At 32.0% G+C, this 391-nt stretch carries 1 protein-coding gene; it reads right to left on the reverse strand.

Annotation, left to right across the window (positions count from 1 at the left end; genetic code table 11):
* Positions 1-371 (reverse strand): recombinase family protein (locus CHM34_RS18770; protein WP_439116353.1); only part of this gene is annotated, 371 nt, incomplete at its 3' end.
* Positions 372-391: the final 20 nt, after the last annotated feature.

The following is a 391-nucleotide window of genomic DNA, read 5'->3' on the forward strand; positions in this document are numbered from 1 at the left end:
GATAAAATATGTGGTATATCTGCTGATTGTTTTACATCTCGGAGCATCATCTTATTAGCCAAAGCATAAATGCTTTTTGAAATAATAGGCTTATGAGAGTCGTTTATTACAATCCAATCTTCTTCATTTACTTCTACTTCTCTCTTAGACTTGTAATTTAGTTTTCTAGTTTTCCCTTGTTCAAGCACTCCTATATAGACCTTGTTTGTAATAATCCTATTGACCATTTTTGCGTCCCATTTAGAGTCTTTAACAATAAAACCAGTAGTATGATTATCGCCAGAATTTTCTTTATGCTTAGATGGTGTTACACAACCTATGCTATTTAAAAAATCTGCAATAGCCTTAGATGAGTAGCCGTCTATCTTCATATTGAAGATTCTTTCAATTA

Origin of the sequence: Paludifilum halophilum (assembly GCF_002245355.1) — a bacterium.
GTDB lineage: Bacteria > Bacillota > Bacilli > Thermoactinomycetales > DSM-45169 > Paludifilum > Paludifilum halophilum.